The following is a 24,214-nucleotide window of genomic DNA, read 5'->3' as shown; positions in this document are numbered from 1 at the left end:
CCGGCCCGCGGCGGGCGCCTTCAGTCCAGCACCTCCCCCAGCAGCCCCGCCCACTGCGCCACCACGCGGTCCCGCCGGGCGGTGTCGTCCGTGAGGAGGTTGGCCAGTCCCAGGCCGCGGGCCATGTCCAGCAGGCCCTGGACCGTTTCCCGGACGCCCGGTTCGGACTCGTCGGCGCCCAGGAGGTCCACGGCGATCCGGTGGGTCTCCCGGCCGACGCGGGCCTCCAGTTCGGTGACCCGGGGGCGTAGCTGGTCCTCGTTCGACGCGGCCACCCACAGGTGCAGGGCCGCGCGGAACAGGGGGCCGGTGTAGAGGTCGACGAGGGCGGAGACGACCGCGCGCCGGTCTGCCGCGCCTTCGGGGAACAGGGTGCGCAGGGCCGTCGAGCGTTCCTCGGCGACGTACTCGACCGCCGCCGTGAAGAGGTCCTCGCGGGTCGGGAAGTGGTGCTGGGCGGCGCCCCGGGAGACGCCGGCGCGTTCGGCGACGACGGAGACCGTGGAGCCCGCCCAGCCGTGTTCGGCGAGGCAGGCCACGGCGGCTTCCAGGAGCCGCTGCCGGGTGGCGCGGCTGCGGTCCTGCTTCGGCACGCGGTCGGCTCGGTCCGCGCGGTCGCCGACTGTGGTCACACCACCCATGGGGGGTCCCGTCTTTCGAGGAAGGCCGTCATCCCCTCACGGCCCTGCGCGGAGGAGAACAGCCGGGCCGAGAGCGCGGTCAGGTCCGCCGCGTCCCGGTCGAAGGTTTCCAGCACCTTAGCCGTGAGCAGCGCTTTCGTCTCGGCCAGGGCCTCGGGAGCGGATCTGCGCAGGCCGTCCAGGATGGGGGTCAGGGCCTCGTCCACGTCGTCGCCGGACGTCGTGAGCAGGCCGATGCGGGCCGCCTCCGGCGCGTTGAAGCGTTCGCCGGTGAGGTAGTAGCGGGCCAGGGCGCGCGGGTCGGCGCGGGGGAGGACCGGGAGGCTGATCACCGCGGGGGCCACCCCGATCCGTACCTCCGTGAAGGCGAAGGTGGCCTGGCTCGACGCCGCCGCGATGTCGCAGGCCGCCAGCAGGCCGAGACCGCCCGCGCGGACGTGGCCGGTGACGCGGGCGACGACCGGTTTGGGCAGTTCGACGATCTGCCTCAGCAGGGCCACCAGCGCGTCCGGGTGCGGGGGGTCGCGCAGGTCCGCGCCCGCGCAGAAGGTGCTGCCGGTGTGGGTGAGGACGATCGCGCGTACGTCGGTGTCCTTCGCGCAGTCCGTGAGCGCGTCCGTCAGCTCGCCGACCAGGGCCGCCGAGAGGGCGTTGCGGGTGTCCGGGGAGTCCAGGCTGAGGGTTTCCACGGCACGCGCGCGGGTACGTCCGATCAACGTCATGTGCGCTCCCTGAGTTCCCGTCGCAGGATCTTCCCGGAGGCGGCCCGGGGCACCCCGTCGATGAAGGTGACCTGGCGGACGCGCTTGTAGGGGGCGACGCGTTCGGCGACGTACATCATGACCTCGCCTTCGGAGAGGCCGGTGGCGGTGGGCTGGCGGACCACGTACGCGTGCGGGACCTCGTTGCCGTCGTCGTTGTACACGCCGATGACCGCCGCGTCCGCGATGCCGGGGTGGGTGAGCAGGAGGGCCTCCAGTTCGGCGGGGGCCACCTGGAAGCCCTTGTACTTGATGAGCTCCTTGACGCGGTCCACGACGAACAGCCAGCCGTCGGCGTCCACGTGCCCCACGTCGCCGGTGTGCAGCCAGCCGTCGGTGTCGATCATCGCGGCGGTGGCGTCGGGGCGGCCGAGGTAGCCCTTCATGACCTGGGGGCCGCGGATGAGGATCTCGCCGGCCTCGCCGACGCCGAGGTCCTTGTCGGGGTCGTCGAGGGAGACGATGCGCATCTCGGTGCCGGCGATGAGCCTGCCGACGGTGCCGGCGGGCGCGTCCCGCATGTCGGCCAGGGGGACGACGTGGGTGCCGGGGGACAGTTCCGTCATGCCGTACGCCTGGCCGACCGGCGGCAGGCCGAGGCGCTGCGAGCAGGCGGCCGCGAGCTTGGCGTCCAGGGGTGCGGCGGCGCTGATGATGTACTTCAGCGACGACAGGTCGTAATCCGCGACCAGGGGGTGCTTGGCGAGGGCCAGCACGATGGGCGGGGCCACGTACAGGCCGGTGATGCGGTGGTTCTGGATGGCCGCGAGGAAGGTCTCCAGGTCGAAGCGGGGCAGCACGACGACCGTCGCGCCCAGCCTCAGGGGGGCGTTCATCAGGGCGGTCAGGCCGTAGATGTGGAAGAAGGGCAGCACGGCGAGGACGCGGTCGCCGGGGCCGGCGGATATGGCGGGTTCGAGCTGGGCGAGGTTGGTGGCGATCTGGCGGTGGGTGAGCATCACGCCCTTGGGAATGCCGGTGGTGCCGGAGGAGTACGGCAGGGCCGCGACGTCCGTCGCCGGGTCGACGTCGATCTGCGGTTCGGGTGCGGTGGACGCCAGCATGTCGATGAGCGAGCGGTGTCCCGGTGCGCTGTCGCACACGAAGATCTCCCGCACGCCGCCCGCGAGTTCGGCGGCCCGGCGTGCCGCCTCCAGCAGCGGTGAGACGGTGACGATCCAGCGGGCCGCCGAGTCCTTGAGCTGCTTGGCGAACTCCTCCGGCGTGGCGAGCGGGTGCACGGTCGTGACGGAGGCACCCGCGCGCGTGGCGGCGTAGAAGGCGGTCGGGAAGGCGACCGTGTTGGGGCTGTGCAGGGCGAGGACGTCGCCCTTGCGGACGCCCGCCTCGGCCAGGCCGACGGCCACGCGCCGGTGGAAGCGGTCGAGTTGCTCGTACGTGAGGGTGGTGCCGTCCGTGCCGTCGATGAGCGCGGGCGCGTCACCGAACTCGGCCGCCCGGCCCAGTACGAAGTCGTGGATGGGGAGTTCTACGGCCGGAACGTCTGCGTACTCGCTGCGGAACACGGTTCCTCCTCGCGACACGGTGCCGACAGGGTGCCCGTCAGTACGACTTGGGCAGGCCCAGGGTCTGGTGGGAGACGTAGTTGAGAATCATCTCCCGGCTCACCGGAGCAATACGAGACACGCGCGCCGCGGTTATCAACGAGGCGAGCCCGAATTCTCGGGTGAGGCCGTTGCCGCCGAGGGTGTGCACGGACTGGTCGACGGCCTTCACGCAGGCCTCCCCGGCCGCGTACTTCGCCATGTTGGCGGCCTCGCCGGCGCCGACGTCGTCGCCGGCGTCGTACAGGTAGGCCGCTTTCTGCATCATCAGGCGGGCCAGTTCCAGGTCGATGTGCGCCTGCGCGAGGGGGTGCGCGATGGCCTGGTGGGCGCCGATGGGGGCCTTCCAGACGGTGCGCTCGCGGGCGTACTCGACGGCACGCGCGAGGGCGTAGCGGCCCATGCCGATCGCGAAGGCGGCCGTCATGATGCGTTCGGGGTTGAGGCCGGCGAAGAGCTGGAGGAGCCCTGCGTCCTCGTCGCCGACGAGGGCGTCGGCGGGGAGCCGTACGTCGTCGAGGGTGAGCTCGAACTGCTTCTCGGCGGCGGCGAGTTCCATGTCGATCTGGCGGCGCGTGAAGCCTTCGGCGTCGCGCGGGACCATGAACAGGCAGGGCTTGAGGTTGCCGGTTCGGGCGTCCGCGGTGCGGCCGACGATGAGGGTCGCGTCGGCGATGTCGACGCCGGAGATGAAGACCTTGCGGCCGGTCAGAAGCCAGTCTCCGGTGTCCGGGTCGCGGCGGGCGGTGGTGGTGATGCGGTGGCTGTTGGAGCCGGCGTCGGGTTCTGTGATGCCGAAGGCCATGGTGCGGGTGCCGTCGGCGAGGCCGGGGAGCCAGTGCTGTTTCTGGGCTTGCGTGCCGAAGCGGGCGATGACCGTGCCGCAGATGGCGGGTGAGACGACCATCATCAGCAGGGGGCAGCCGGCTGCGCCCAGCTCTTCGAGGACGATGGAGAGTTCGGCTATGCCACCGCCTCCGCCTCCGTACTCCTCGGGGAGGTTGACGCCGAGGTAGCCGAGTTTGGCGGCTTCGGACCAGAGGGCCTCGCGGTCGTAGGTGCGGCCGTGGCGTTTGCCGAGGGCGGCTACGGCGGCTCGTAGGGCCTTGTGTTCATCGGTTTCGAGAGTGGTGGGCATGGGACTCCTCCCGGGTGCGGGTTGTGTGTGGCTGGTCGCGCAGTTCCCCGCGCCCCTAGGTTTCTTGCACTACCGCGAGCAATGAGCCGACTGCCACCTGCTGGCCAGGTACGGCATTCAAAGCGCTCAGCGTTCCCGTGGCCGGCGCTGTGATCTTGTGTTCCATCTTCATCGCCTCCAGCCACAGGAGGGGCTGACCGGCCGCTACGGTCGATCCCTCTGTCAGGCCCTCGGCCACGCGCACCACCGTTCCCGGCATCGGCGCGAGCAGCGAACCCGGGGCGTGCTGTGCCGTGGGGTCGGGGAAGCGGGGCAGTGCGGCCAAGCGGGTGGTGTTGACGTGGATCTCGTCGCCGTATCGCGCGACCTCGAAGTTCCGCCGTACGCCGTCCACTTCGAGCACGACCAGGGACGCGTCGGCGTGTACGACGCGCACCCCGTCCGCCTCCAGGCCCGCGCGGGTGTGGCGGTAGTGGACCTCGATCTCCTCGCCGGCCACCTTGTAGCGCTTGGTCTGCGGCTGGGACGGCACGTTGCGCCAGCCGCCGAAGCGGGAGCGGCCGTGGGCGTCGGCGAGGGCGGCGGCCAGGGCGGCGTGCGGGTCGGGGGACGGCTCGGTGAGGTCGGTGAGGTGGCGGTCGTAGAAGCCGGTGTCCATGCGGGCGGACGTGAACTCCTCGTGGCGCAGAGAGCGCACGAGGAGGTGCCGGTTGGTTACCGGGCCGTGCAGTGTCGCCCGTTCCAGGGCGCCGGCGAGCTTGCGGACCGCCTCCGCGCGCGTGGGCGCGTGGGCGACGAGCTTGGCGAGCATGGGGTCGTAGTGGACGCCGATGTCGTCACCGTCGGTGAAGCCGGTGTCGAGGCGGACGCCCTCGGGTACGGCGAAGCGGTGCAGGGTGCCGGTCTGCGGGGCCCAGTCGCGAGCCGGGTCCTCGGCGTAGAGGCGGGCCTCGACGGCGTGGCCACACGCGCGTGGCGGCCCGTCGGCGAGGGGGTGGCCTTCGGCGACGCGGAGCTGTTCGGCGACGAGGTCGAGGCCGAAGACGGCTTCCGTGACGGGGTGTTCGACCTGGAGGCGGGTGTTCATCTCCAGGAAGTGCGCCTTGTCGCCTGCCACCAGGAACTCGACGGTGCCGGCGCCGACGTAGTCGACGGCGCGGGCGGCGCGTACGGCCAGCGCGTGGAGCTCATCCGTGAGCTGCTCGGAGAGTCCGGGTGCCGGGGCCTCCTCGATCACCTTCTGGTGGCGGCGCTGCAGGGAGCAGTCGCGGGTGCCCAGGGCCCAGACCGTGCCGTGGGTGTCGGCGAGGATCTGCACCTCGACGTGGCGGCCGTTCTCGACGTACGGCTCGACGAAGACCTCGCCGTCGCCGAAGGCGCTCGCGGCCTCGGAGCGGGCGCTCTCCAGCGCGGCGCTCAGGTCCTCCAGACGGCGCACGATCCGCATGCCGCGCCCTCCGCCGCCCGCGGCCGCCTTCACCAGCACGGGGAGGTCGGCCTCGGTGACCTCCTCCAGGGGGGCCAGCCCCATCAGCTCCTTCGCCCGCGTCTTGGACGCCATCGCCTCGATGGCCTCCGGCGGCGGGCCGACCCAGACCAGTCCCGCGTCGAGGACGGCGCGAGCGAAGTCGGCGTTCTCGGAAAGGAAGCCGTAGCCGGGGTGCACGGCGTCCGCGCCGGACGCCACGGCCGCCTTCACGATCAGTCCGCCGTCCAGGTACGTGTCGGCCGGCGCCGATCCCGGCAGCCGTACGGCCGTGTCGGCCACGCGCGTGTGGAGGGCGTTGGCGTCGGCGTCCGAGTAGACGGCCACCGTCCGGATTCCCGACTCACGGCAGGTGCGGAAGACGCGGCAGGCGATCTCGCCCCGGTTCGCCACCAGAACAGAAGTAATCATTGCCTCACATCCGGAAGACGCCGAAGCCACCGCGTGCGCCCTCGTAGGGGGCCGTGTGGATGGCGGACAGGCACATACCGAGGACCGTGCGGGTGTCGCGCGGATCTATGACGCCGTCGTCGTACAGCCGCCCCGACAGGAACATCGGCAGCGACTCCGACTCGATCTGCTGCTCCACCATGGCGCGCAGGGCCGCGTCGCCCTCCTCGTCGTACGGCTGTCCCTTCGCCGCGGCCGACTGGCGGGCGACGATCGAGAGCACGCCGGCGAGCTGCTGCGGGCCCATGACGGCCGACTTGGCGCTCGGCCAGGCGAACAGGAAGCGGGGGTCGTAGGCGCGCCCGCACATCCCGTAGTGCCCGGCGCCGTAGGACGCGCCCACGAGGACGGACAGGTGCGGCACGCGGCTGTTGCTGACCGCGTTGATCATCATCGCGCCGTGCTTGATGATGCCGCCCTGCTCGTACTCCTTGCCGACCATGTAGCCGGTGGTGTTGTGCAGGAACAGCAGCGGGATGTCGCGCTGGTTGGCGAGCTGGATGAACTGGGCGGCCTTCTGCGACTCCTCGCTGAACAGGACGCCCTGGGCGTTCGCCAGCACCCCGATCGGATAGCCGTGCAGGGCCGCCCAGCCGGTGGTCAGGCTCGTGCCGTACATCGGCTTGAACTCGTCGAAGTCCGAGGCGTCGACGATCCGGGCGATGACCTCGCGCGGGTCGAAGGGGGTGCGCAGATCGCCGGGCACGATCCCGAGCAGTTCGTCCGCGTCGTACTTGGGGGCCTCGGCCGGGCCCGGATCGCCGTAGGCCTTGCGGTGGTTGAGGCGGGCCACGACCCGCCGTGCCTGCCGCAGCGCGTCCGGTTCGTCGACCGCGAAGTAGTCGGCGAGACCCGACACGCGCGCGTGCATCTCCGCGCCGCCCAGCGACTCGTCGTCGCTCTCCTCGCCGGTCGCCATCTTCACCAGGGGCGGGCCGCCGAGGAACACCTTGGCGCGCTCCTTGACCATGATCACGTGGTCGGACATGCCGGGGACGTAGGCGCCGCCGGCGGTCGAGTTGCCGAAGACGACCGCGACGGTGGGGATCCCGGCCGCCGACAGCCGCGTCAGGTCCCGGAAGATGGCGCCGCCCGGGATGAAGATCTCCTTCTGGGACGGCAGGTCGGCGCCGCCCGACTCGACGAGGTTGACGACGGGCAGCCGGTTGGCGAGGGCGATGTCGTTCGCGCGCAGGGCCTTCTTCAGGGACCAGGGGTTGCTCGCTCCGCCGCGTACGGTCGGGTCGTTGGCGGTGATCAGGCACTCCACGCCCTCGACGACGCCGATGCCGGTGACGAGGGACGCGCCGACCGCGTAGTCGCTGCCCCAGGCGGCCAGCGGGGACAGCTCCAGGAAGGGCGTGTCGGGGTCCAGGAGCAGCTCGATGCGCTCGCGGGCCAGCAGCTTGCCGCGCTTGCGATGCCGGGCGACGTACTTCTCGCCGCCGCCCGCGAGGGCCTTGGCGTGCTCGGTGTCGAGTTCGGCGAGCTTGGCGAGCATGGCCTCGCGGTTGGCCGCGTATTCGGGGCTGCCGGGGTCCAGGGCGGAGGCGAGGACGGTCACAGGAGGATCTCCGGGATGTCGAGGTGGCGGCCGCGCAGCCATTCACCGAGGGCCTTGGCCTGCGGGTCGAAGCGGTGCTGGGCGGCGACGCCCTCGCCGAGGATGCCTTCGACGACGAAGTTGAGGGCGCGCAGGCCTGGCAGCGTGTGCCGGGTGACCTTCAGCCGGCGGCTCTCGGGAATCAGCTCCTGGAACCGCTCGGCCGTGAGCTCGTGCGCGAGCCAGCGCCAGGCGTCGTCCGTGCGCGCCCACACACCGACGTTGGCGTTCCCGCCCTTGTCACCGCTGCGGGCGCCCGCGACGAGACCGAGCGCGGCGCGTTTCGTGGGCCCGGCGGGCAACGGCTCCGGCAGCGGCGGCTCCGGAACGTCGTCGAGTACGGCGGTGTCGTGGGCCGGCGCCACAGGGATCCGTCGTCCGTCGTGGAGGACGGCCACATGGTCGACGGCACCATGGGGGACGTACACACCCTCGAAGACCCCATAGGGGGTGCCCTTCCCGGGTGGTGCGAGCACATGGAAGCCGGGGTAACTGGCGAGCGCCAGCTCCACGGCCGCCCCGCTCAGCACCCGTCCGACCTTCTCCTGGACCGGGTCCCGCACGACCAGCCTGAGCAGTGCGCTCGCGGTCTCCTCGGTCTCCGCGTCGGGCCGGTCGGTGCGGACGAGGTCCCACCGCACCTCGGCCGGCTCCGCCTTGGCGAAGGCGTCGCTCATCTGCCGGCGCACGAGGGCCGCCTTGGACTCGATCTCCAGGCCGGTCAGGACGAAGGCGACCTCGTTGCGGAAGCCGCCGAGGCGGTTCACGCCGACCTTGAGGGAGGGGGGCGGGGCCTCACCCCGTACGCCGTCGATCCGTACCCGGTCGGGGCCGTCCTGGGTGAGCCGTACGGTGTCCAGGCGGGCGGTGACGTCCGGCCCGGCGTAGCGGGCGCCCGCCGTCTCGTACAGCAGCTGGGCCGTGACCGTGCCGACGTCGACCAGGCCGCCGGTGCCGGGGTGCTTGGTGATGACGCAGGTGCCGTCCTCATGGAGCTCGGCGAGCGGGAAGCCGGGGCGGGCGGCGCTGTCCTCGTCGAAGAACGCGTAGTTGCCGCCGGTCGCCTGTGCCCCGCACTCCAGCACATGCCCGGCGACGACGGCTCCCGCGAGCCGGTCGTGGTCCGAGGGCCCCCACCCGAAGTGGGCGGCGGCGGGCCCGGTGACCAGGGCCGCGTCGGTGACCCGGCCGGTCACCACCACGTCGGCGCCCTCGCGCAGACAGGCCGCGATGCCGAAGCCGCCGAGGTAGGCGTGGGCGGCGAGGCTGTCCGGATACCTCTCCTTGAGGTCGTCGCCCTCTACATGGGCGACGCGCACGGGGAGGCCGAGCCGGTCCGCCAACTGCCGTACGGCGTCCGCCAGTCCGGCCGGGTTGAGGCCGCCCGCGTTGGCGACGATCCGGACGCCCCGCTCGTGCGCCAGCCCGAGGCACTCCTCCAGCTGTCGCAGGAAGCTGCGTGCGTATCCGGAGCGGGGGTCCTTCAGCCGGTCACGGCCGAGGATCAGCATGGTCAGTTCGGCGAGGTAGTCGCCGGTGAGGACGTCCAGTTCGCCGCCGGTGAGCATCTCGCGCATGGCGTCGAAGCGGTCGCCGTAGAAGCCGGAGGCGTTGCCGATCCGCAGCGGGCGGGGCGCGGACGTCACTGCGCGGCCCCCTTCGGCGCGCGGCCCTTGCCCGGCGGGCCGGCGAAGACCTGGGCGATGTCGAACCAGCGGTCGGCGTCCTCGCCTTCGGCGCGCAGGGCGAGGTCGGAGCGGTGGGCGCGCTGGGTGACCAGGAGGCAGAAGTCGAGCGCCGGGCCGGTCACGCGCTGCGGGGCGTCCTCGGGGCCGTACACCCACAACTCGCCCGAGGGCGAGACGAGCTCGATGCGGAAGGCGTCGAGGGGGGCCGGGAGACCGTGCACGCCGAAGGCGAAGTCACGGGTGCGCACCCCGATCCACACCACATGCCTGAGCCGGTCGGTGGGTGTGCGCACCACACCGAGTGCGTCGGCGATGTCCAGACTGTGGGCCCAGGTCTCCATGAGTCGGGCCGTGGCCATGGAGGCGGCGGACATAGGCGGGCCGTACCAGGGGAACTTGGCGCCACGGGGTGCCGCACGCAACGCCGTGTCCAGGGCGGCCCTGCCGTCCCGCCACCGTGTGAGCAACTCGGCGGGCGGCCGCTCCGCCCCCTCCTCCGCCCCCTGGTCGACGAAGGATCCCGGCGTCTTCAGCGCCTTCTCCACCAGCGCGTGGAACGCCTCCACGTCGGTCACCGCCAGCAGCGCCGAGTGGTCCGTCCAGGCGAGGTGCGCGATCTGGTGGGCGACGCTCCAGCCGGGCGCCGGAGTGGCGAGCGCCCACTGCTCGGGGCGCAACCCGGCCACGAGCCGGTCGAGTTCCTCGCTCTCCTCGCGCAGATCGTCGAACACGGGCGTCGGATCGGACACGGTGCGCTCCCCTCGGGGCACGGCGGTGTGCGGGGTGGTGCGGGGTGAAGCGGTGTGGCGTGAAGTGGTGCGGCGTGGTGAGGAGCATGGCAGCGGGAGCTAAAACAAGCAAGCGTGCTTGCATTAATTGCCGCCCTGCGACCCAGGACGCATACGCAGGCGTTCCGGCCCTGGTCCGCGTCCTGCTCGTGCTCGTGCTCGGCGCCACCGTCTCGGTGACCGCGGTGGGCCTGTGGGAACTGCACCAACCGCGCTCCCGGCACGGCCTGGTCGTCCGGGACCTGCTGATGCGCGAGAGGGCGGCGAGCCCTGGGCCGTCGGCGTAACCCCCGGAGGTCTCCCCGCCCTTGGCTCCGCGCTCCGAAGTGACAGCCCGGGAACGTACCTAGCCGTTCTCGGGCCGTACGGCCTTCGCTGCGGCGGTCTCCAGAGACGACGGCGGCTCTGCGGCCGCCACGTCCTCCACGGACTTCGGCGGCTCCGCCGCCTCCACGGCCCCCTCGGCCGCCACGCGCTTCGCCCTCCCCCGCCCCACCTGCGTCCGCACCGCGCCCATGCTCGCCGCGATGACCAGGGCGATGGCCAGGGCTTGTACGGCGGTCAGGGACTGGTTGAGGACGAGGAAGCCGGCGGTGGCGGCCACGGCCGGTTCGAGGCTCATCAGGATGGCGAAGGTCGCCGCGGGCATGCGGCGCAGGGCGAGGAGTTCGAGGGTGTAGGGCAGGACCGAGGAGAGGATCGCCACCGCCGCGCCCAGGGCCAGGGTCACCGGGTCGGCGAGCTTCGTACCCGATTCGACGAGGCCGAGGGGCAGGAACAGGACGGCTCCCACGGCCATCGCGAGCGCGAGCCCGTCGGCCTGGGGGAAGCGTCGGCCCGTGCGGGCGCTGAAGACTATGTAGGCCGCCCACATGGCGCCGGCCGCCAGGGCAAAAGCGACACCCAGGGGGTCGAGGCTGCCGAAGCCTCCGCCGCCGAGCAGGAAGACACCGGCGAGGGCGAGTCCGGCCCAGACGAGGTTGACGGCGCGGCGCGAGGACAGGACCGACAGGGCGAGCGGGCCGAGGACTTCCAGGGTGACCGCGGGGCCCAGCGGGATGCGGGCGACCGACTGGTAGAAGAGGCCGTTCATCGCGGCCATGGTGATACCGAAGACGATCACCGTGCCCCAGTCGGTGCGGGAGTGGCCGCGCAGCCGGGGACGGCAGACCACCAGCAGGACGACCGCCGCCACCAGCAGACGCAGCGCCACCACGCCGAGCGCGCCGGCCCGCGGCATCAGGCTCACCGCCAGGGCGCCGCCGAACTGCACCGAGATCCCGCCGGCGAGCACCAGGCCCACGGGGCCGAGCGCACCCCAGCGTCCCGACCCTCCGGAGGCCGGCTCGGGCACGGCGCGGACGGAGGTCGGTGAGGTCACGGCGGCGGCGTCAGGGGTGCTCACGGGCGTTCCAGGGGCTCGGCTCGGGCTCGTTCAGCTTCATTCAGCTTCATTCAGCTTCGTTTAGCGTTGTTCAGCGCAATGCACTTCCAAGTCCAGGGTAGTGGACTGCGTCAGGTGTGTGAACCCGTTATGCCACTGTCCCAGAGTGTGGACGGGCCCCGGGTTCCGGGCGGGGCGGGCAGGCGCGGCTAGCGCCGTGCCATGTACAGGTCCAGCGCCTTGTGCAGCAGCCGGTTGAGCGGGAAGTCCCACTCCCCCAGGTACTCGACGGCCTCGCCCCCGGCGCCCACCTTGAACCGCAGCAGCCCCAGCAGGTGGTTGGACTCCTCCAGGGTGTCGGTGATGCCGCGGAAGTCGTAGACGGCGGCGCCGAGTTCATGGGCGTCGGTCATCATGCGCCACTGCATGGCGTTGTTGGGCTGGACCTCGCGCCTGCGGCTGGTGGAGGCGCCGTAGGAGTACCAGACGTGTGCGCCGACGGTCAGCATCGTGGCGGCGGCGAGGGTCTCGCCGTCGTGCTGGGCGAGGTAGAGCCGCATGCGGTCGGGGTGCTCGGCGGTGAGGGCCTTCCACATGCGCTGGAAGTAGGGCAGCGGACGCGGGATGAAACGGTCCCGCTCGGCCGTCTCGGCGTAGAGGTCGTAGAAGACGGGCAGGTCCTCGTAGCCGCCCTGCACGACCTTCACGCCCGCCTTCTCGGCCTTCTTGATGTTGCGGCGCCACTGCTGGTTGAGCCCGCCCTGGATGTCGTGCAGCGACCGCCCGGCGAACGGCACCTGGCAGACGTACCGAGGCTGACCGGCGGCGAAGCCGTCCTCGCCGCCCGGCTCGGTCTGCCGCCAGCCGGACCGCCGCAGCCGTTCGGCGATGTCCTGCGCCCCCGGCTCGTACGACGTCGGCTCCGCATCCCGAAGACGCCGGGCGGCCGGGTCGGCGATCGCCGCCTTGACCGCGTCGGGGCTCCAGCGCCGCGCGACCACGGGCGGGCCCATCTTCACGGAGAAGGCGCCCTTGCCCTTGAGATACCCGAGCATCGGCTCCAGCCACCGCTCGACGAGGTCGGGCGCGTGCCAGTCGATCAGCGGACCCTCGGGCAGATACGCCAGGTACCGTTTCAGCTTCGGCAGCGGGCGGTAGAGCACGAGCCCGGCCCCCACCGGCCGCCCCTCCTCGTCGAACCAGCCCAGGCTCTCCGCCGTCCAGTCCGGCTTCACCGCGCCCCAGGAGGGCAACTGCATATGGCTGGCGGAGGGGCGGGCCGCGACGAAGGCGAGGTGCTCGTCGCGGGTGAGGGACTTCAGGCGAAGGGGCGGCTGGGTCACGGGCGGGGCTCCTTGCGAGTGGCTGTCCGCCCCACCCTACGAAGCCGCCCGCCCCTCGAAGCGGACCCGGATACGCCGGTCGCGGCACCTCACCCCGGTGGCCGTGAGGGGGCCGTACTCCTCGGAGCGGAGCGCCCCCTTCAGGCCCTGGGCCGGCCCCGCCATCACCTCACCCCCTCCCCTTCCGCTCCTCCCTCCAACCCATCCGCCAGCACCTCCGCCAGATGCCGCCCCCGCACCCCGGCAAGCTGCTCCAGCTGCGTCCGGCAGGAGTACCCGTCCGCCAGCACCACCGCCCCCTCCCCCGCGTCGCGCACCGCCGGCAGCAGCCGTTCCTCCGCGCACGCCTCCGACACCTCGAAGTGCCCCTTCTCGAAGCCGAAGTTGCCCGCGAGACCGCAGCAGCCGCCGCTCAGTTCCCCGGAGAGTCCCGCGGCCTCGCGCAGCCTTCGGTCGGCCGCGTCGCCCAGGACCGCGTGCTGGTGGCAGTGGGTCTGCCCGACCGCCGGGCGGTCCACGCGGGGCGGCGTCCAGTCGGGGGCGAGCCGTTCCAGGGTCTCCGCGAAGGTCAGGACCCGGTCGGCCAGCAGGCGGGCCCGCGGGTCGTCGTGCAGCAGCTCCGGCAGGTCCGAGCGCAGCGCCGCCGCGCAGCTCGGTTCCAGGACGACGACCGGGGTGGCCGTCTCCAGCACCGGCTCCATCAGGTCGAGCGTGCGCCGCAGCACCGCGCGGGCACGGTCGAGCTGCCCGGTCGAGACGTACGTCAGCCCGCAGCAGACGCGCTGCCGGCCCCGTAGGAGGGACAACGGGTCCATCGCCACGCTCACGCCCTGGCCCTCCACCCCCGTCCGCAGACGCAGCGTCGGCGGCAGCGCCACCCGGAGCCCGGCCGCTTCCAGCACCCGTACGGCCGCCTTCCCCACGGACGGCGAGAGGTGCTCGGTGAAGGTGTCCGGCCACAGGATGACCAGGTCACCGGTGGCGCCGACCGGGGTCCTCTCCCGCCCCTCCCACCACCGGCTGAACGTCCGCACCGCCAGCCGCGGAATGTCCCGCTCCGGCGCGATGCCGCCGATCCGCTTCGCCGCCCACGCGAGCGGCCGTATCCGGGCCAGCGCGTTGACCGACGAAGCGGTACGCGTGCGTGCGACGAGGCGCAGCCACTGCGGCAGCCGCCCCATGCTGTGGTGCGCGGCCGGACGCCGCCGTCCAGCGTAGTGATGGTGCAGGAACTCCGCCTTGTACGTGGCCATGTCGACCTCGACGGGACAGTCCGACCGGCACCCCTTGCAGGCGAGGCACAGGTCCAGCGCGTCGCGCACCTCGGTCGACCGCCACCCGTCGGTCACCAGTTCCCCGGCGAGCATCTCGTGCAGCAGCCGGGCGCGCCCGCGCGTGGAGTGCTCCTCCTCGCCGGTCGCACGGAAGGACGGGCACATGACGGCGGGGCCGCTCGTCGACGTCGTACGGCATTTCGCGACCCCGACGCAGCGCCGTACGGCCGCCGAGAAGTCACCGCCGTCGGCCGGGTAGCCGAAGGCGACGTCCACGGGCTCGCGGGGGAGGACGGAGAAACGGAGGTCGGCGTCGAGCGGGGCGGGGCGCACCAACATCCCGGGGTTGAGCAGGTCGTCCGGGTCCCACACCCCCTTGGCCCGCTCGAACAGACGGACCATGTCCGCGCCGTACATCCTCGGCAGCAGCTCGGCGCGCGCCTGCCCGTCCCCGTGCTCCCCGGACAGCGAGCCGCCATGGGCCACGACGACGTCGGCGAGCTCCTCCGAGAAGCGCCGGAAGCGGCCGACGCCCGCCTCCGTCAGCAGGTCGAAGTCGATCCGGACGTGGATGCAGCCGTCCCCGAAGTGCCCGTACGGCGTCCCGCGCAGCCCGTGCGTGGCCAGCAGCGCACGGAAGTCGCGCAAGTACGCCCCGAGGCGCGCCGGCGGCACCGCGCAGTCCTCCCAGCCCGGCCAGGCCTCACTGCCGTCCGGCATCCGCGTCGCCGTGCCGCTGGCGTCCTCACGGATGCGCCACAGGGTCCGCTGCCCGGCGGGATCGGTGACGACGAGCGAGTCGACGACGTCGGCGGCCCGCGCGACCGTCTCCGCACGCGCGCGTGCCTCGCTCTCGGACTCCCCGCCCGTCTCCACGAACAGCCAGGCCCCGCCTCGCGGCAGCGCGGCCGACGCCGCCTGCGGCACCAGGTCCTGTGCCATGCCCTCCACGGTCAGCGGCCCGTACGGCAGCAGGCCTGCCGCCGCTTCCGCCGCCGCGCCCTCGTCGGCGTACGCCAGCACGGCGAGCGCACGCGCGCGTGGCGCCTCGACGAGGCGTACGGCCGCCTCGGTGAGGATGCCGAGGGTGCCTTCGCTGCCGCAGAAGGAACGGGCGACGTCGGCGCCCCTCTCGGGCAGCAGCGCGTCGAGCGCGTACCCCGAGATGCGGCGCGGCAGTTCGGGGAAGCCGGTCCGCAGCCGGGCGAACTCCCCGTCCACCAGCTCCCGCAGCCCCTCGGGCGCACCGGCCCAGCCCGGCCCGAGCCGCAGCCGCTGCCCGCGCCCGGTGATCACGTCCAGCTCGCGCACGCTGTCCGCGGTCGTGCCCCAGGCCACCGAGTGGGAGCCGCAGGAGTTGTTGCCGATCATTCCGCCGAGGGTGCAGCGGCTGTGCGTGGAGGGGTCGGGCCCGAAGCGCAGGCCGTGCTTGGCGGCGGCCTCCTGGAGGCGGTCGAGGACGAGGCCGGGCTGGACCACGGCGGTGCGGGTGTCCGGGTCCAGGGACACGAGCCGGTTCATGTGCCGGGTGAAGTCCAGCACGACGCCGGTGCCGGTGGCCTGCCCGGCGATGGAGGTGCCGCCGCCCCGTGCCACGACCGGCACCATGTGGTTCCGACACACCTCCAGCACCGCGGCTACGTCGTCGGCGTCATGTGGTGCGACCACACCCAGGGGGACACGCCGGTAGTTCGACGCGTCCATGGTCGTCAACGCCCGGGAGGTGACATCGAACCCGACCTCGCCCCGGACGACCCTGCGCAGCTCCGCCTCAAGTTCCGACATACGTCCACTCAATCAGCCCTCCCGGGACTACCCACAGGTCCGGCGCCCGCCGAAACGCGTCTCACCCGACGGACGAGGTTTCACCCAGGTTTCCTCCACCGGCTAACCTCCCTTCCGTGGCTGAGATCCAGATTCCCGCTGACATCAAGCCCGCCGACGGACGTTTCGGCGCTGGCCCCTCCAAGGTGCGGACGGAAGCGCTGGACGCGCTGGCCGCGACCGGTACCTCCCTCATGGGCACCTCCCACCGCCAGGCCCCGGTCAAGAACCTGGTCGGGCAGGTGCGCGAGGGCATCCGCGAGCTGTTCCAGCTGCCCGACGGCTACGAGGTCGTCCTCGGCAACGGCGGCTCGACGGCCTTCTGGGACATCGCGACGCACGGCCTGATCGAGAACAGGTCGCAGCACCTCACCTTCGGTGAGTTCAGCTCGAAGTTCGCGAAGGCCGCCAAGCTCGCCCCGTGGCTCGCGGAGCCGGACGTCATCACCAGCGAGCCGGGCACGCACCCGGAGCCGGTCGCCCAGTCGGGCGTCGACGTCTACGCCTTCACCCACAACGAGACCTCGACGGGCGTGGCCATGCCCATCAAGCGGGTCGCGGGCGCCGACGAGGGCGCGCTGGTCCTGGTCGACGCCACCTCGGGCGCCGGCGGCCTCCCGGTCGACGTCTCCGAGACCGACGTCTACTACTTCGCCCCGCAGAAGTCCTTCGCCTCCGACGGCGGCCTGTGGATCGGCGTCTTCTCGCCGGCCGCGATCGAGCGTGCCGAGCGCGTGCACGCGTCCGGCCGCCACGTCCCGGAGTTCTTCTCGCTGCCCACGGCGATCGACAACTCCCGCAAGAACCAGACGTACAACACCCCGGCTCTCGCGACCCTCTTCCTGCTCAACCAGCAGCTGGAGTGGATCAACGGCCAGGGGGGCCTGGACTGGGCGGTGCGCCGCACGGCCACCTCCGCGCGCACGCTGTACGGCTGGGCCGAGGACAGCAAGTACGCCAACCCGTTCGTCACCGACCCGGCCAAGCGCTCGGCGGTCATCGGCACGATCGACTTCACGGACGAGATCGACGCCGCCGCCGTCGCGAAGGTCCTGCGCGCCAACGGCATCGTCGACACGGAGCCGTACCGCAAGCTTGGCCGCAACCAGCTCCGCGTGGCGATGTTCCCGGCGATCGACCCGGCGGACATCGAGGCGCTGACGAAGTGCGTCGACTACGTGATCGAGAAGCTGTAACCACTCCGGCCACCTTGTGCGAAGGGCGCCCGGCGGATCACCGCGGGGCGCCCTTCGCGCGTCCGTGAGCGCTGCTTCTCACCGGCTCAGCTTCTGGAACCTCCGTACCGCCAGCGGCAGGAAGATCGCCGTGAGGATCACCGGCCACACGCCGGCCATCAGCAGCGCGTGCTGCTCGACCCAGGAGTCCCCGCCCCCGGCCGGCGTGCCGAACAGGTCACGGGCGGCCGCGGCCGTGGAGGAGATCGGGTTCCACGCCGCCACCCAGCCCAGCCAGTCCGGCATCAGCTGCGGCGCGACGAAGATGCTGGAGATCATCGTGAGCGGGAAGGCGACGGCGAACAGGCCGCCGGCGGCCTCCGGGTTGGGAACCAGCAGACCCAGCCAGACCCCGATCCAGATCAGCGCGAACCGCAGCCACAGCAGCAGCCCGAAGGCGCCGAGGAAGCCGAGTCCGCCGTCCGGGCGCCAGCCCATCGCGAAGGCCGTCAGCATCATGATCGCCAACTCCGCGCACGCGGCGAGCAGATCGGTGATGCCCCGGCCGGCGACGACGGCCGACGAGGCCATCGGCATCGAGCGGAAGCGGTCGATGACACCCTTCGTCGAGTCGTACACGACGAGCGTCGCGGTGTTGATGAAGCCGAACGCCATGGTCATCACGAACATGCCCGGCATCAGGAAGTCCTTGTAGTCCCCGCCGCCGGGCACCTTCATGGCGCTGCCGAAGACATAGCCGTAGAGCAGGACGGACAGGATGGGGAAGCCCAGCTGCCAGGCGATGTTGACGGGTTGGCGCTGGTAGTGGGTCAGGCCTCGGCGGACGATGTTCCAGACGTCGGCGAGGGTCCAGTACAGGCGGCCGCGCGTGGCCGGGACGGTCAGGTCTACGGCGGTCATGCGACGGCCCCCTTGCCGGTCTTGTCGGTCCGGTCGGTCTTCTCGGTGCGGTGTCCGGTCAGGCGCAGGAACACGTCGTCGAGGCTGGGCCTGCGCAGTCCGATGTCCTCGACCTGGACGCCCTCGTCCTGGAGCGTGCGCGCGACGTCCGTGAGGGCGGACACCCGGTCGGTCACCGGGGCGTGCACCCGCGACTCCTCCTCGTCCGCCTCGGGTTCGCCGTCCGAGACACGGGCGATCACCTTCACCACGCGCGGGATGTCGGACCGCTCGGCGACCACGACCTCGATACGGTCGCCGCCGACGAGGTTCTTCAGCCCGTCGGGGGTGTCGTCGGCGATGGCCCGCCCCTGGTCGATGACGGTGATCTGCGAGGCCAGCTTGTCGGCCTCCTCCAGGTACTGCGTGGTCAGCAGCACGGTCGTGCCGCCCGCCACCAACGCCCGTACGGACTCCCAGACTTCGCCCCGGCTGCGCGGGTCGAGTCCCGTCGTGGGCTCGTCGAGGAAGAGCACGGCGGGCGCCAGGATCATCGACGCGGCGAGGTCGAGGCGGCGCCGCATGCCGCCGCTGTACTTGCCGACGCCCTTGTCGGCGGCGTCGGTCAGATCGAACTGCTCCAGCAGCTCGGTGGCCCGCAGCTTCGCGCGCCTGCCGCCCAGGTGGAAGAGCCGGCCGAACATCTCCAGGTTCTGCCGGCCGGTGAGCACCTCGTCCACGGCGGCGTACTGCCCGGTGAGTCCGATCCGCGCCCGGACCTCGCGCGGCTGCCGGGCCACGTCCAGGCCGGCCACCCTCGCCCGGCCGCCGTCCAGCCTGATCAGCGTGGTCAGGATGCGTACGGCCGTGGTCTTGCCGGCGCCGTTCGGGCCGAGCAGCCCGTGCACCGTGCCCTCGCGGACGGTCAGATCGAAGCCGTCGAGTGCGCGCTTGTCGCCGTAGCGCTTCTCCAGCCCCTCGGCCCGCACCGCGTATCCGTCGTCCCCCATGGGTCCCCCTTTCAGTAATTGAGTACACCGTACCCGATTACGCGTACGCCGTACCCAGTTTTTTCGGCAGGACTTAAGCTGAACCGCATGACGAGCGGCAAGGGCGGCACGAGCGGTACGGAGACCAGCGGCAGCGGCGACATCGTCCGCACGTTGGAGCTGCTGTGGGACACGGGCCGGCGCCCGAGTCGCGGGCCCAAGCCGGCCCTGAGCCTGGACCAGATCGTGGAAGCGGCCGTCCGGGTCGCGGACGGCGAGGGGCTGGAGTCGGTGTCGATGCGCCGGGTGGCCACCGAGCTGGGCACCGGCACGATGTCGCTGTACCGCTATCTCCCCGGCAAGGCCGAACTGCTGGACCTGATGCTGGACCGCGTCCAGCGCCCCTCCGAGAACCCGGCCGACCTCGGCGACGGCGGCTGGCGCTCGGCGCTGGAGGCGATGGGCCGCGCGACGCTGGCCCTCTACCGCCGCCACCCCTGGCTGCTCCAGGTCAACCAGTCCCGTCCGATCCTCGGCCCGAGCGCCCTCGACGGCATGGAGAAGGTCCTCGACCGCATCAAGCCGATGGGCCTCACCGACCCCGAACTGGTCTCCGCGATCATCATGATCGACGGCTACGTCGTCGGCGCCGCGCGCACCCAGCTGTACCAGCGCGAGGCCGAGCGCCGAACGGGCCTGACCGACACGGAGTTCTGGGAGGCCCAGACCCCGGTGCTGGAGAAGATCATGGCCTCGGGCCGCTACCCCCTGCTCGCCTCCCTGGACCAGAACACCTGGGGCCCCGACTTCGACCACTTCGAGTTCGGCCTGCAGCGCATCCTGGACGGCCTGGAGGTCTTCGTGGCCCGGCGCGCGGGTACTTCTGGCGGCGCCGACGGAGCCTAGGGCGACGGCTGCGCGACCTCAGCGGGCGTCGGCGGCGGTGCCGCCGACGGGCGTGAAGTCGCCGCCACAGACGTAGGCACCGGCCCCGTACGGCCCCGCCCCCCGTCACCTGCGTCGCAGCACCCGCCCCAGCCCGAACAGGACGACGCACGCCACGACCACCACGACCGCTCCGACCTTGATGTCGCCGATCGGGCCGTCGCCGGAGTCGTTGTCGGAGGAGGCCGAACTGCCGCCTGCCGAGGACGAGTCGGCGGAGCCGGGTGCGTCCTCGGCCACCACCGCGCTGCCCGCTCCCTCGCTGCCGAGCATGAGTTTGCTGCCGTCGCGTGAGTAGCTGGCCGACTCGCCCTGGCCGAGGGGCACGTTGATGCGTTCCAGGCGTTTGAGGTCGCCGTTGTTCCAGTCGTACGCGATGCCGCCGAAGTAGCCGCGCACGGCCAGCGTCCTGCCGTCCGGGGAGAAGGCGGCGTCGGTGGCCCACAGGTCCACGGGGGTGGTGGGCCTGAAGGTGTTGGTGCCGGAGGGGGAGAGTTTCGCCGGGCCCTCGTACAGATGCCCGCCGTCCTCCTGCTTGTCGATGATGTAGACGCGGCCGGTCTTGGGATGGACGACGAGCGACTCGGCGTCGCGGCTTCCGTCGGTGTACTTCACGACGTACTGCGTGGCCCGGACCGACTGGTCCTTGAGTGTCTTGGGCTCGGGGAGGCGGTAGATCCAGACGTACGGCCACTGCACACCGTCGTTGTCGCCGATGTCGCCGACCCACAGCTCGTTGTCCGGACCCATGGAGATCGCCTCCACGTCCCTGGGGGTGCCCACGCCCGTCATCGTGATCGTGGCGACCGTCTCGCCGGTGCTGCTGTCGACGGCGTAGAGGTTCGCTCCCGCGTCGTCCTGGTCGTTGTGCGTCCAGTAGATGCCCGGGTGCTGGCGTGAGGCGGCGAGGCCGCTGGACTCCGTGATCCGCGGGTCCTTGATCGTGAAGTCCTCGTCGCCGTCGGCGGCGGAGGCGGGCAGGGTGAGCGCACCGGTGAGAAGGACTCCGGCGAGGATGGCTAGCGGTCGGCGCATGCCCCAAGCCTGCCATCCGCCCTGCCCGTTCGGGCGGCGTGTCAGGCTTCACACCCCGCCGGCCCCTACCGGCGGGTAGCGATCGTTCATCATGAGCGGATGCTCAGGTTCATGCCCGTCGGCGACTCCATGACCATCGGCAGCGCCGGCGAACACACATGGCGCTTCCGCATGTGGCAGCACCTGCGTGAGACGTACGGCGGCCCCTTCACCCTCGTCGGCCCGCGCGAGACGCTGTACGACAAGGAGCTGGACGCCCCCACCTCGTACGAGTACGCCGACCCCGACCCGGCCTTCCCACGGGCGCACCTGGCCGGCTGGGGCGAGGGCTGGCTGCACATGGCGCCGCTGGTCGGCGAGGCGGTGCGGCAGTGCCGGGCCGATGTGCTGCTCGTGTCGCTGGGCCTGATCGACCTGGGCTTCTACACGAACGCGCGGCAGACCGCGGACAACGCGCGCGACTTCGTCGCCGGGGCCCGCGCGGCGAACCCGCGGGTGCGGATGGTGGTCCTGCCGGTGATCCCGAACGTCCGCGCCGAGTCGGACCCGCCCTTCGGCGCCGAGGTCGCCCGCTTCAACGAGCTGCTGGCGAAGACGGTGGCGGACCTGGACGAGCCGCGCTCACCGCTTCTGCTGGCGTCCCCGCCACCGTCGTACGACATCCATCGCGACACCTACGACGGCACGCACCCGAACGCGAGCGGGGAGCGCAAGATCGCGGGGGCGTACGCGGAGGCGATGTATCAGGCGTGGGGGCTGGGCGAGCCGTACGACGGCGACTGACGGCCCGCTCGCCGCGGTCGCGGAGGTGTACGTGTCCGGGGCGGGCCGCGAACAGCCCGGCGACCGCCTCCGGCACCAGCAGGGCGATCAGGACGGCGACGGGCACCCCCCAGCCGCCGGTGACGTCGTGCAGCACCCCCACGGCCAACGGGCCGAGGCCGGCCAGCAGATAGCCGGTCGTCTGCGCCATGCCCGACAGCTCGGCGGCGGCCCCCGGGCCGTGCGTGCGCAGCCCGAGCAGCGTGATGGCCAGCGGGAAGGCGCTGCCGGTCGCCACGCCGAGCAGGCACACCCACACCCAGCCGAGAGCGGGGACCAGCAGCAGACCCGCGAGGGAGACCCCCTTCGCCACGACGATGGCGAGGACCAGGAGGCGCTGGCCCCGCATACGGGCGGCGGCGAGCGGGACGACGAAGGCCAGCGGGATGCCGATGGTCAGCATCACCGACATCATCAGCCCGGCCCGGCCGGCGCTCTGCCCGCTCGCCCGCATGATCTGCGGCAGCCACGCCACCAGCACGTAGAACATCAGCGACACCAGCCCGAGGAACGCCGACACCCACCAGGCGAGCGGGCAGCCCAGCAGCGATCCGTCGGCCGGCGCTCCGGGCGCCCGGGGCGGCGGCGTCCCGCGCCGGCGGCCGCCGGCCCCCGGTGCGGCCAGCAGCCCCCACACCGCCGCGGCCAGTACGGCGGGCACCGCCCACACCGCGAGCGCGAACTGCCATCCGGCCGCGGTGCTCACCGGCACCGCGACCGCGGCGGCGAGTGCACCGGAGACCGCCATGAGCGTCATGGTCAGGCCCGTGAACAGGCCGATCCGGCGGCCGAAGTGGTCCTTGACGACCGCGGGCATCAGGACGTTCCCGACGGCGATGCCGGCCCCGGACAGCACCGTCCCCGCGAAGAGCGCCGCCGGCCACGGGGCCGCGCGCAGGGCCGCGCCGAACGCCAGCAGCACGGCCGCGGCGAACACGGCGGCCAGTGTGCCGAGCCGACGGGACAGGCGGGGTGCGAGCCAGGCGAAGGCGCCCAGGCACAGCACGGGTAACGTCGCCAGCACGCCGACCTGGGTGCCGGAAAGTGCGAGCGCCCGCTGGACCTCGCCCATGAGAGGCGGCGTCCCGGTGATCGCCGCGCGCAGATTGATGGCGAGCAGGATCAGGCCGACGACAAGCCACAGCCTGGTGGTCACGTGTGTTCCCCCGTTGTTCCCCCCGCGGCCGTGACGACGGCCCCCTCCTCCGTCCAGGAGAGGGCCGCCTGCCTTCGGGGTGCGGTGCGGTCAGATGCTCACGCTGTGGTTGACCGGGCACTTCGCCCTGCCCGCGGTGCGGAACGCGACACCGGTGGCCCCGGCGGCGACGGGCGTGCCGAGCTGCTTGAGGATCTCGTCGGACAGCAGGTCCTCCTTGCCCTTCAGGGCGTCGGCGACCTTGGTGTCGGAGACGAACACCAGCTCCGCGGCGATGTTGTCCTGGACGATCCGCGCCAGGTTGTCCAGGGCCACCCCGATCGGGTCCGACGGCAGCTGTGCCGTGGGGATGTCGATCAGGTGGGTGTCGACCTTCTTCTGGTTCATCATCGGCTTGATGATGATCTCGGCCTGGTTCAGCACCGACGTCGTCCAGATCGACAGCACCACCGTGTACAGGTCGGCCCAGGCGGCCTCGCCGATCTGCGTCCGCCACTTGCGGCACAGCCGCTGCACGCCGGAGATCTGCGCCTCGGCGGCGTACGTCATGTTCACCCGGATCGACGGATAGACACGTGCCGCGAACCGCTGGAACGAGGCGATGTCGAAGGCGCGGGCGCGGATGGAGTCGGCGATGAAGGTCAGCGCCTCGTCGAGGATCTTCGCGCAGGAGTTCTGCAGGTCCTGCGGCAGCCGCGCCGCGGGCAGGTTGTTCCGCGCGGTGATCAGGGTGTCCGCGAACGCCTGGAGCGGCGTCGTCCAGGCGTCGGTGCCGGGGCCCTTCATCGCCACCATGTCGAGGTCGTGGGCGTCGATCCGGTCGGCGTTGCCGACGTTGGGGACCTTGTCGGAGAGGTACTCCGCGAGCGTGGAGTAGATCCCGAGCGGCACATGGGCGATGGACTTCGCCAGCTCGAACTCCTCGGCCACCGGGTGCTCGACGTACCGCTTGCCCTCGTGGACGAGGGTGAAGGTGCCGCCCTTCGCGTCGTTCTGCACGACGATGACCGGCCCGAGGTTCTTGACCAAGTCGGCTTTGAGCGCCGCGTAGTTGGTGCGCATCGCGGCGTTCACCGCGCGGATGGAGTCCCGGGCCGCGGTCTGGGCGCTCGCCGCGTCCGTGACGGGCTCCGCGTCGAGGGCGGCCGCCGTGGCCGGCTGGGCGACGCTCTGGCCCAGGATGGTGGCGGCGCCGATGCCACTCGCGCCGCCGATGAATGTCCGGCGTGTTGCCATGACTTGCTCTC

The 24,214-nt window shown here is 72.0% G+C and carries 19 protein-coding genes and 1 pseudogene; 4 read left to right on the top strand and 16 right to left on the bottom strand.

Features of this window, described 5'->3' with window-relative positions; all coding sequences use genetic code 11:
• Positions 1–20 precede the first annotated feature (20 nt).
• From ACIRD7_RS24865 to ACIRD7_RS24830, 8 genes are read right to left on the bottom strand one after another with little or no spacing between them, the layout of a single operon-like run.
• Positions 21–641 carry a TetR/AcrR family transcriptional regulator gene (locus tag ACIRD7_RS24865; protein WP_403456879.1) on the bottom strand — a complete coding sequence of 207 codons (621 nt, stop codon included), beginning with the start codon at positions 639–641 and terminating at the stop codon, positions 21–23.
• Complete coding sequence (locus tag ACIRD7_RS24860; RefSeq protein ID WP_403456878.1) at positions 629–1,363, bottom strand: enoyl-CoA hydratase family protein; 735 nt, start codon at positions 1,361–1,363, stop codon at positions 629–631. Before ACIRD7_RS24860 ends, ACIRD7_RS24865 begins: the two co-directional genes overlap by 13 nt.
• The gene (locus ACIRD7_RS24855; protein ID WP_403456877.1) at positions 1,360–2,928 is read right to left on the bottom strand and encodes a 4-coumarate--CoA ligase family protein; all 1,569 of its coding nucleotides are present in this window, start codon (positions 2,926–2,928) and stop codon (positions 1,360–1,362) included. The genes ACIRD7_RS24860 and ACIRD7_RS24855 overlap by 4 nt, the downstream gene beginning before the upstream one ends.
• Before the next feature lie 37 nt (positions 2,929–2,965).
• A complete protein-coding gene (locus ACIRD7_RS24850) occupies positions 2,966–4,105 on the bottom strand; it encodes an acyl-CoA dehydrogenase family protein (protein WP_403456875.1) in 1,140 nt (379 codons plus the stop codon).
• A 55-nt stretch (positions 4,106–4,160) separates the two neighbouring features.
• Positions 4,161–6,002, bottom strand: coding sequence for a biotin carboxylase N-terminal domain-containing protein (locus tag ACIRD7_RS24845; RefSeq protein ID WP_403456872.1), 1,842 nt, complete (start codon positions 6,000–6,002; stop codon positions 4,161–4,163).
• Positions 6,003–6,006: 4 nt separating this feature from the next.
• Positions 6,007–7,605 carry an acyl-CoA carboxylase subunit beta gene (locus tag ACIRD7_RS24840; RefSeq protein ID WP_403456871.1) on the bottom strand — a complete coding sequence of 533 codons (1,599 nt, stop codon included), beginning with the start codon at positions 7,603–7,605 and terminating at the stop codon, positions 6,007–6,009.
• The gene (locus ACIRD7_RS24835; protein WP_403456869.1) at positions 7,602–9,290 is read right to left on the bottom strand and encodes an acyclic terpene utilization AtuA family protein; all 1,689 of its coding nucleotides are present in this window, start codon (positions 9,288–9,290) and stop codon (positions 7,602–7,604) included. Before ACIRD7_RS24835 ends, ACIRD7_RS24840 begins: the two co-directional genes overlap by 4 nt.
• Positions 9,287–10,081 (bottom strand): TIGR03084 family metal-binding protein, encoded by a 795-nt coding sequence (locus ACIRD7_RS24830; protein ID WP_403456867.1) that lies wholly within the window; start codon positions 10,079–10,081, stop codon positions 9,287–9,289. The genes ACIRD7_RS24835 and ACIRD7_RS24830 overlap by 4 nt, the downstream gene beginning before the upstream one ends.
• Before the next feature lie 188 nt (positions 10,082–10,269).
• Here ACIRD7_RS24830 and ACIRD7_RS24825 point away from each other — a divergent pair, with 188 nt between their 5' ends.
• Positions 10,270–10,407, top strand: a complete 138-nt coding sequence (locus tag ACIRD7_RS24825) for a hypothetical protein (RefSeq protein ID WP_403456865.1) — start codon at positions 10,270–10,272, stop codon at positions 10,405–10,407.
• 59 nt (positions 10,408–10,466) lie between these two features.
• Here ACIRD7_RS24825 and ACIRD7_RS24820 read toward each other — a convergent pair whose 3' ends face one another.
• The 3 genes from ACIRD7_RS24820 to ACIRD7_RS24810 form a co-directional block, all read right to left on the bottom strand.
• On the bottom strand, positions 10,467–11,525 hold the full coding sequence (locus ACIRD7_RS24820) for an EamA family transporter (RefSeq protein WP_403456863.1): 1,059 nt from the start codon (positions 11,523–11,525) through the stop codon (positions 10,467–10,469).
• Between the two features lie 188 nt (positions 11,526–11,713).
• Positions 11,714–12,847, bottom strand: a complete 1,134-nt coding sequence (locus ACIRD7_RS24815; RefSeq protein WP_403456861.1) for a lipid II:glycine glycyltransferase FemX — start codon at positions 12,845–12,847, stop codon at positions 11,714–11,716.
• A gap of 164 nt (positions 12,848–13,011) precedes the next feature.
• Positions 13,012–15,906, bottom strand: a complete 2,895-nt coding sequence (locus ACIRD7_RS24810) for an FAD-binding and (Fe-S)-binding domain-containing protein (protein WP_403456860.1) — start codon at positions 15,904–15,906, stop codon at positions 13,012–13,014.
• A 116-nt stretch (positions 15,907–16,022) separates the two neighbouring features.
• Here ACIRD7_RS24810 and serC point away from each other — a divergent pair, with 116 nt between their 5' ends.
• On the top strand, positions 16,023–17,141 hold the full coding sequence (gene serC / locus ACIRD7_RS24805) for a phosphoserine transaminase (RefSeq protein WP_403456857.1): 1,119 nt from the start codon (positions 16,023–16,025) through the stop codon (positions 17,139–17,141).
• 78 nt (positions 17,142–17,219) lie between these two features.
• On the opposite strand, the gene ACIRD7_RS24800 is transcribed toward serC, so the two are convergent.
• The gene (locus tag ACIRD7_RS24800) at positions 17,220–18,041 is read right to left on the bottom strand and encodes an ABC transporter permease (protein WP_403456856.1); all 822 of its coding nucleotides are present in this window, start codon (positions 18,039–18,041) and stop codon (positions 17,220–17,222) included.
• Positions 18,038–19,030, bottom strand: coding sequence for an ATP-binding cassette domain-containing protein (locus ACIRD7_RS24795; RefSeq protein ID WP_403456854.1), 993 nt, complete (start codon positions 19,028–19,030; stop codon positions 18,038–18,040). Before ACIRD7_RS24795 ends, ACIRD7_RS24800 begins: the two co-directional genes overlap by 4 nt.
• Before the next feature lie 87 nt (positions 19,031–19,117).
• On the opposite strand from ACIRD7_RS24795, the gene ACIRD7_RS24790 reads away from it, so the two are divergent.
• Positions 19,118–19,915 (top strand): TetR/AcrR family transcriptional regulator, encoded by a 798-nt coding sequence (locus ACIRD7_RS24790; RefSeq protein WP_403456853.1) that lies wholly within the window; start codon positions 19,118–19,120, stop codon positions 19,913–19,915.
• A 105-nt stretch (positions 19,916–20,020) separates the two neighbouring features.
• Here ACIRD7_RS24790 and ACIRD7_RS24785 read toward each other — a convergent pair whose 3' ends face one another.
• The gene (locus ACIRD7_RS24785) at positions 20,021–20,989 is read right to left on the bottom strand and encodes a WD40 repeat domain-containing protein (protein WP_403456852.1); all 969 of its coding nucleotides are present in this window, start codon (positions 20,987–20,989) and stop codon (positions 20,021–20,023) included.
• Positions 20,990–21,088: 99 nt separating this feature from the next.
• On the opposite strand from ACIRD7_RS24785, the gene ACIRD7_RS24780 reads away from it, so the two are divergent.
• Positions 21,089–21,772 (top strand): SGNH/GDSL hydrolase family protein, encoded by a 684-nt coding sequence (locus tag ACIRD7_RS24780; RefSeq protein ID WP_403456850.1) that lies wholly within the window; start codon positions 21,089–21,091, stop codon positions 21,770–21,772.
• Between the two features lie 160 nt (positions 21,773–21,932).
• Here ACIRD7_RS24780 and ACIRD7_RS24775 read toward each other — a convergent pair.
• Positions 21,933–22,967: pseudogene (locus ACIRD7_RS24775) on the bottom strand (MFS transporter); the annotation flags it as partial.
• A gap of 90 nt (positions 22,968–23,057) precedes the next feature.
• Positions 23,058–24,203: a hypothetical protein gene (locus tag ACIRD7_RS24770; RefSeq protein WP_403456848.1), complete on the bottom strand. Its 1,146-nt coding sequence runs from the start codon at positions 24,201–24,203 to the stop codon at positions 23,058–23,060.
• Positions 24,204–24,214: the final 11 nt, after the last annotated feature.

Origin of the sequence: Streptomyces sp. NPDC093568, from assembly GCF_044764945.1 — a bacterium.
GTDB lineage: Bacteria > Actinomycetota > Actinomycetes > Streptomycetales > Streptomycetaceae > Streptomyces.
This window is presented reverse-complemented; position numbering and strand designations above follow the sequence as displayed.

What these genes read in the sequence shown, in the direction of transcription:
- ACIRD7_RS24790 (WP_403456853.1), top strand. Translation starts at nt 19,118, where the DNA reads ATGACGAGCGGCAAGGGCGGCACGAGCGGTACGGAGACCAGCGGCAGC.
- ACIRD7_RS24795 (WP_403456854.1), bottom strand. Translation starts at nt 19,030, where the DNA reads ATGGGGGACGACGGATACGCGGTGCGGGCCGAGGGGCTGGAGAAGCGC.
- ACIRD7_RS24865 (WP_403456879.1), bottom strand. Translation starts at nt 641, where the DNA reads ATGGGTGGTGTGACCACAGTCGGCGACCGCGCGGACCGAGCCGACCGC.
- ACIRD7_RS24785 (WP_403456852.1), bottom strand. Translation starts at nt 20,989, where the DNA reads ATGCGCCGACCGCTAGCCATCCTCGCCGGAGTCCTTCTCACCGGTGCG.
- ACIRD7_RS24850 (WP_403456875.1), bottom strand. Translation starts at nt 4,105, where the DNA reads ATGCCCACCACTCTCGAAACCGATGAACACAAGGCCCTACGAGCCGCC.
- ACIRD7_RS24860 (WP_403456878.1), bottom strand. Translation starts at nt 1,363, where the DNA reads ATGACGTTGATCGGACGTACCCGCGCGCGTGCCGTGGAAACCCTCAGC.
- ACIRD7_RS24845 (WP_403456872.1), bottom strand. Translation starts at nt 6,002, where the DNA reads ATGATTACTTCTGTTCTGGTGGCGAACCGGGGCGAGATCGCCTGCCGC.
- ACIRD7_RS24770 (WP_403456848.1), bottom strand. Translation starts at nt 24,203, where the DNA reads ATGGCAACACGCCGGACATTCATCGGCGGCGCGAGTGGCATCGGCGCC.
- ACIRD7_RS24810 (WP_403456860.1), bottom strand. Translation starts at nt 15,906, where the DNA reads ATGTCGGAACTTGAGGCGGAGCTGCGCAGGGTCGTCCGGGGCGAGGTC.
- ACIRD7_RS24800 (WP_403456856.1), bottom strand. Translation starts at nt 18,041, where the DNA reads ATGACCGCCGTAGACCTGACCGTCCCGGCCACGCGCGGCCGCCTGTAC.
- ACIRD7_RS24780 (WP_403456850.1), top strand. Translation starts at nt 21,089, where the DNA reads ATGCTCAGGTTCATGCCCGTCGGCGACTCCATGACCATCGGCAGCGCC.